This window comes from Polynucleobacter sp. 39-46-10 (genome assembly GCF_002282275.1).
The window spans coordinates 1-6,213 of record NZ_NCJB01000132.1; the positions used below are offsets into that span (position 1 = coordinate 1).

7 protein-coding genes and 1 pseudogene (1 of these 8 only partly in view) are annotated in these 6,213 nt (G+C 46.1%); 3 read left to right on the top strand and 5 right to left on the bottom strand.

Annotated features, from left to right (window positions below):
* Window positions 1-1,119 (bottom strand): TolC family protein (locus B7X71_RS10590; RefSeq protein ID WP_293600715.1); only part of this gene is annotated, 1,119 nt, incomplete at its 3' end.
* Window positions 1,120-1,211: 92 nt separating this feature from the next.
* Between B7X71_RS10590 and B7X71_RS10595 the strand changes: the two genes are divergently transcribed.
* Genes B7X71_RS10595 through trmB form a run of 3 tightly spaced genes read left to right on the top strand, consistent with a single transcriptional unit; the run spans window position 1,212 to window position 3,348 of the window.
* On the top strand, window positions 1,212-2,057 hold the full coding sequence (locus B7X71_RS10595; protein ID WP_293598076.1) for an undecaprenyl-diphosphate phosphatase: 846 nt from the start codon (window positions 1,212-1,214) through the stop codon (window positions 2,055-2,057).
* Between the two features lie 16 nt (window positions 2,058-2,073).
* A complete protein-coding gene (locus B7X71_RS10600; RefSeq protein ID WP_293598075.1) occupies window positions 2,074-2,532 on the top strand; it encodes a DUF2721 domain-containing protein in 459 nt (152 codons plus the stop codon).
* A gap of 18 nt (window positions 2,533-2,550) precedes the next feature.
* Window positions 2,551-3,348, top strand: a complete 798-nt coding sequence (trmB, locus tag B7X71_RS10605; RefSeq protein ID WP_293598074.1) for a tRNA (guanosine(46)-N7)-methyltransferase TrmB — start codon at window positions 2,551-2,553, stop codon at window positions 3,346-3,348.
* Window positions 3,349-3,421: 73 nt separating this feature from the next.
* Here the strand turns inward: trmB and B7X71_RS10610 are convergent, their stop codons facing one another.
* The 4 genes and pseudogenes from B7X71_RS10610 to B7X71_RS10625 form a co-directional block, all read right to left on the bottom strand.
* Entirely contained in the window at window positions 3,422-4,900 is a 1,479-nt protein-coding gene (locus tag B7X71_RS10610) for an NAD-dependent succinate-semialdehyde dehydrogenase (RefSeq protein WP_293598073.1), read from the bottom strand.
* A 136-nt stretch (window positions 4,901-5,036) separates the two neighbouring features.
* On the bottom strand, window positions 5,037-5,546 hold the full coding sequence (gene nusB / locus B7X71_RS10615; RefSeq protein ID WP_293598072.1) for a transcription antitermination factor NusB: 510 nt from the start codon (window positions 5,544-5,546) through the stop codon (window positions 5,037-5,039).
* A gap of 8 nt (window positions 5,547-5,554) precedes the next feature.
* A complete protein-coding gene (gene ribH, locus B7X71_RS10620) occupies window positions 5,555-6,073 on the bottom strand; it encodes a 6,7-dimethyl-8-ribityllumazine synthase (protein ID WP_293598071.1) in 519 nt (172 codons plus the stop codon).
* Window positions 6,074-6,084: 11 nt separating this feature from the next.
* A pseudogene (locus tag B7X71_RS10625) lies at window positions 6,085-6,213 on the bottom strand (hypothetical protein); its annotated part runs 586 nt beyond the window's last position; the annotation flags it as partial.

The following is a 6,213-nucleotide window of genomic DNA, read 5'->3' on the forward strand; positions in this document are numbered from 1 at the left end:
TTGCGAAGCCTTAAAGGTGCTCTCTGCCAGATTTACTGACAGTTGACCTGCTAAGACATTGAAGTTTGCAGTTTCTGCTTGATGAATCCAATCCTCTAAAGTTTGCCCTTTGGGAAGTATGGGGTTCACACTTTCAGCAATCGGAATGCCATTACTGTCTTTATTTTTAGGGCGCGGGTCTTTTAAAACGCCATCGATTTTGGCTTCCTTGGTTAAAGGTTTTAGTGGTCCAACAGGGCGCCCAACCAATTGCTCAAGCACCCCGCGTTTGACAATTAAATCGGCTTGCGCCGCAATTTCTTGGGACTTTGCTAAATCAAGAGCGGCTTGAGCAGTGTTGATATCCACGACTGTTGCAAGGCCTGCATCAAATTTTGCTTGAGCAATGTCGAGTTGTTGGGTAATCAAGCTTTTTTTATTACGATATAGCTCAACATTATCTTGGCTGGTCAGTGCATCAAAGTAGGCCTGTGAAACGCGAATAATTAAATCTTGTTGGGCTGAATAAAATTGCATATCTGCAATTTTGGTATTTAAATCCCCTTGTTTAAATGCCTCGAAGGCCGCAATATTAAATACCGGCTGTGTCAGGGTGACTGTGTAGTTTTTCTGGTCATATACCCTGGGTGCAGTATTGACGCCGGGAGGGGAATTTCCGCCCGCATGTTGATAGTAGCGGGTAGCACCAGGTACTGCATTAGCTTGAGGCAGCAAGAGAGAAAGACCTTGCCAGTACAACTCTTTGCTTGCTTGGTAGTTAAAGCGAGCCGCATTTAAAACGGGATCACTAAAAGCGGCCTCTTGGTAGAGGCGAATGAGATCGGTTGCCTCCTCGGTATTCGCCACATTGCTTCCAGCAACATTCGACGGAGCCAGATTAGTGGGGATAGCTGGTTTGGGCGCCAATACCATCTGTGGCGGCATTTCTAGACCAGTCAAAGATTGTGCGCCTATGGGGCTCGGTAAGGAGGGTTTAGACCCATTTGCACTTTGCGCTAGAGAATTGGATGACAGTGCGCCAAAACCAAATACCTGGCTCAGGATCAAGCTTAGGGTGCTGATTTTGAGGGCGTTAAAACCGGGTTTTGTCATCTCATTTAGATAGATTTTCTGTGCCATGAAGTTTAAGGCTTATTTGTACAAAGTGCCTTTATTGACCCTCATTTTGCCAAATCGTCAGCAAGGCCTCATCTATCTATAAAATTAGGGTTATGGATCTTATTTTGCTAGGCAAGGCAGTATTACTAGGGGTAGTGGAGGGCTTAACGGAGTTTTTGCCGATCTCCAGTACGGGGCATCTCATCTTAGTGGGCGACTTACTCGACTTTAATGACGAGCGAGGTAAAGCATTTGAGGTGATTATTCAGTTTGGCGCTATTTTGGCGGTTTGCTGGGAGTTTCGGGAAAAGCTTTGGAAGGTGGCATCTACCATCAAGACTAGCCCCACCTCCCGTCGCTTTGTCATCAATCTGATTATTGCGTCCATCCCGGCAATGGGCTTGGCATTGATCTTTGGCAAGCATATTAAAGCCCTCTTATTTTCTCCCATCCCAGTCGCAAGTGCCTTTATCGTAGGCGGACTCATTATTTTTTGGGCAGAACGTAGACAGCAAAAAGTGAGCACTGCGAAAAGTCGTTTTCAGACGGTGGATGATCTTGCGCCCATGGATGCATTAAAGGTCGGGCTGGCACAATGCGCTGCATTGATACCGGGTACGTCACGTTCTGGAGCAACGATTATTGGGGGTATGTTATTTGGTTTACCCCGAGCCGTTGCCACCGAATTTTCTTTCTTCCTAGCGATTCCGGTCATTGGTGGCGCCACTGCCTATGAGTTACTGAAGCTCTGGAAAAATCCGGTAGCCCTTTCTGGTGATTTCACTTGGGCAATTGTGGTTGGATTTATCTCTGCATTTATCTCCGCATTTATTTGCGTGCGTTGGCTTATTCATTATGTCGCTGGGCATAACTTCATTCCATTTGCTTGGTATCGTATTGTTTTTGGAGTATTAGTCTTGCTCAGCTCATATAGTGGCTTAGTAGCTTGGTCTCAATAGGATTAATGGATACATCATGGACGCATCAATAGACGCAATAACGAATAATATTCAGCTGGCCTTAGCCCCCGTATTCTTGTTAACTGCTGTAGCTACGCTGATTAATGCGATTTCAGCGCGTTTAGCGCGTTCAGTGGATCGAATGCGGGCAATCCAGCAAAAAATTCAAGAAGGCGTTATTCAAGATCAAGCCGTTTTAAGTCACATGAAAAAAGAGGCTAATGAAGCAAAGATACGTGGGCGTCTCTGTACTGCGGCAATTTTCTTTGATGTCTTAAGTGGTGTATTCATTTCTTTAACAGTGCTTGAGCTATTTTTCTTTCAAGCAGGAGCGGTTCGCTCTTTGCAGGCGACCTATGTCATTTGGACCTTTGTACTTGGATTAATTTCTTTTATGACTTCACTCTCGATTGTCTTGGGCGAAGTGGTCTTTGCTTATCGCTCTGCTGGCTGGAATACACCCTTTCCTAAATAAAATAAGAATTTCTATCTCGTGACATTTCCAAAAACTGATCGTATTCGCTCTTTTGTTTTAAGGGCGGGTCGAACCACTGCTGGTCAACAGCGGGCGATTGATGAACTGGGCCCACAGTTTTTAGTCCAATTTCAAGATAAGGTGCTTTGCCTAAAAGACACTTTCGGAGGATCTACCAATCCTAAGATCCTAGAAATCGGCTTTGGTATGGGTGAGACTACTGCCAAAATTGCTGCTTTGCGTTCTGAGGATGATTTCTTGGCAATTGAGGTTCACCCTCCCGGAGTGGGTGCTTTACTGAAATTGATTGGTGAAAATAATCTAACGAATTTACGTTTGATTCGACACGATGCCGTTGAAGTGTTGGAAAAAATGATTGCGCCCAATTCTTTAGATGGCATTCATATTTATTTTGCAGATCCTTGGCATAAGAAGCGCCACCATAAACGTCGTTTGATTCAGGTGGAGTTCGTGAAATTATTGATCTCTCGCTTAAAGCCTGGAGCCTATTTGCATCTTGCGACCGATTGGCACAACTACGCAGAGCAAATGCTCTTAGTTTTAAACGCAGAGTCTGGTCTAGAAAATACCTCTACTGAGCAAATGCGTATTGAAACTTTTTCAGCAGCTGATGTTGCTAGTGAAGCTGAGCTTGCTAAAGAGTCCTTTAAAGAATTCAAGCCCACTCTTGAGCAGTTGCATGCCAAGCATCCTGGGTACGTCGAGAGACCTGCTTACAGACCAACCACCAAGTTCGAAACCCGCGGCATTAAGTTAGGGCATGGGGTGTGGGACTTGGTCTATAAGAAAAAATAAAGTAGCGATGATGTCAAAAATAAAGCCGCTCTTTTATGTTAAATGGGCGGCTTTATTAGTTTCTGATTTTGACTTACAGACCAAGACAAATATATTTAAGCTCTAGATATTCATCCATACCATAGGCGCTACCTTCACGTCCTAAGCCTGATTGCTTCACTCCACCAAATGGCCCCACCTCATTGGAGATGATTCCAGAGTTGACACCCACAATGCCGTACTCAAGCGCTTCAGCAGATTTCCAGATGCGACCAATATCTCGGCTGTAGAAGTAGGAAGCTAATCCAAATTGACTATTGTTCGCTAATCTTATTGCCTCCTCATCGCTTTCAAATGGAATGATTGGGGCAACTGGCCCAAATGTCTCTTCATAGGTAATGAGCATGTCATTAGTGACATTGGACAAAATGGTTGGCTCATAAAAAGTGCCACCTAAAGGAGAAGGCTTGCCACCGGCAACGAGTTTTGCACCTTTGCTGATGGCATCGGCTACATGCTTCTCGACTTTCTCCAATGCAGCCTTCTCAATCAGCGGCCCTTGTGTATTTCCAGGCTCCATGCCATTACCAACCTTAATCGCTTGAATCGCTTTTGCAAACTTTTCGACAAACTCATCCTGTACATTCTTATGCACATAGAAGCGATTTGCACAAACGCAGGTTTGACCAGAGTTGCGATATTTGGATGCCATTGCACCTGTAACCGCTGCATCAATATCAGCATCTTCAAAAACAATAAAGGGAGCATGACCGCCAAGCTCAAGACCTAATTTCTTAACTGTAGGAGCGCATTGCGCCATTAGGATTCGTCCAACTTCGGTGGAGCCTGTGAATGATAGGTGGCTTACAGTAGGTGATGCGCAGAGTGTTTTACCAATCGCAATCGATTGATTGGCATCTGCAGTAAGAATATTAATGACACCTGCTGGGACGCCAGCGCGCTGAGCAAGCTCTGCCAGTGCTAGCGCACTAAGTGGTGTGAGCTCAGCTGGCTTGATCACAATGGTGCAACCTGCTGCCATTGCTGGTGCAATCTTGCGGGTAATCATAGCGATAGGGAAATTCCATGGTGTGATGGCAACGCACACCCCAATCGGCTGCTTCATCACGATCATGCGCTTATCGCTCCAGGTAGTGCTTGGAATCGATCCGGCAACGCGTTTGGCCTCTTCAGCAAACCACTCTACAAAAGAGGCGCCGTAAACAACTTCACCCGTTGCTTCAGTGAGTGGTTTGCCTTGCTCTAGAGTCATGAGAGTAGCCAGGTCTTGTGTGTTCTCAATAATCAGATCAAACCATTTGCGCATCACATTCGCACGCTCTTTCCCAGTTTTGCTCTTCCAGCTTAGAAAGGCATGCTCTGCAGCTTCAATTGCACGCTCAGCATCGCTTGGCTCAAGATTGCTGACATCTGCAATCAGTTCTCCAGTGGCGGGATTGTGAACTGCAAAAGTGTTGCCTGAATGTGTTTTAAACCAGGCGCCATTCATGAATGCCTCTTCTTTAAATAGGCTGGGATCTTTGAGTAATTTGCGGATATCCGTTTTTTGCATGGTCGCGTCTCTTTGATGAAAAGGTATTTTTATTTTATCCCTCAGTGTAGTTTGGATTAACCCCTAGAGTTATGGACAAAATAAAACCCCTGGACCTTTTAGAGGCTCAGGGGTCGAGCGTTGGGGGTGCCTGGATCTAGCTTGCTTGCACCTCAGTGATACGCAATTGTTGGGCTAGGAGATCTAACACGCCATTGACGTATTTATGACCATCAGTACCGCCAAATGTTTTGGCTAATTCGACAGCTTCATTTATGGCCACTTTATAGGGAACGGCCAAATCCATAGCCAGCTCATAGGTGCCGATTAGAAGGGCAGCATGCTCTACAGGAGACAACTCATTGATAGGGCGATCGAGGGCTGGAGTAATAATGCCCTCGAGTTCATCGGTACGCTCTAGCACCCCAGCAAAAATCCCCTGAAACAAATCATGTTGGCAGCGGCGAAAGCCAGGATCTTCAGCCAACTGCTTAGCAATCGCTGCAGCATTCGGAAGGCTACCAGCGCGGCGCATGACCAGGCTTTGATAAATGCCTTGCAGGGCATATTCACGGGCACGACGTCGTGGTGTGAGTGAGCGCTTTGGTGCGCTTGGTGCGCTGGGAGCACCAGCTGCCGCCTGTGGGCTGGGAACATTTTTATTCATCTTGGGAATTACTCTTCTGAAGGATTGATTTCAAAATCAATATCGGGAGTAAGGGCTAAAGCGAGGTTAGCCATTTCAATAACCGCTCTTGCGCAGTCTGCGCCCTTTACTTGAACGCGTACCTGAGCTTGCTCATCCGTCTCACAGGTGAGAACACCATTAGCGATTGGTAAGCCAGACTCCAGGCAAACGCGGGTAATGCCAGCACCAGATTCATTTGACACGAGTTCAAAGTGATAAGTCTCACCGCGGATGATGGCACCCAGTGCAACCAAGCCATCAAACTCGCCTGTCTCAGCTAGCTTTTGTAGTGCGAAGGGAATTTCAAGTGCGCCTGGAACAGTAACTAATTTGATATCAGCTTGCGATACGCCCAGTTTGATCAATTCTTCAATACAAGCGGTAGTTAAGGCAATGCAATGCTCTTCATTGAAGCGCGCTTGTACGATACCTACACGAAGATCTTGCCCATTCAGGTCGGTAGCGAGTACGCCTACTGCAGATTCGTCATTGGATGTATTCATCATGTTTCCTGAAATTACTTATTTTTAGATTCAAATGGGGTGTAACCGGTTACTTCAAGCTTGTATCCGGAAAGACTAGGCACTGGACTAGGGTTGGCGAGCAAACGCATTTTGCCGACGCCTATATCTTTGAGGATCTGGGC

What these genes read in the sequence shown, in the direction of transcription:
- B7X71_RS10595 (WP_293598076.1), top strand. Translation starts at nt 1,212, where the DNA reads ATGGATCTTATTTTGCTAGGCAAGGCAGTATTACTAGGGGTAGTGGAG.
- B7X71_RS10600 (WP_293598075.1), top strand. Translation starts at nt 2,074, where the DNA reads ATGGACGCATCAATAGACGCAATAACGAATAATATTCAGCTGGCCTTA.
- B7X71_RS10610 (WP_293598073.1), bottom strand. Translation starts at nt 4,900, where the DNA reads ATGCAAAAAACGGATATCCGCAAATTACTCAAAGATCCCAGCCTATTT.
- nusB (WP_293598072.1), bottom strand. Translation starts at nt 5,546, where the DNA reads ATGAATAAAAATGTTCCCAGCCCACAGGCGGCAGCTGGTGCTCCCAGC.
- ribH (WP_293598071.1), bottom strand. Translation starts at nt 6,073, where the DNA reads ATGATGAATACATCCAATGACGAATCTGCAGTAGGCGTACTCGCTACC.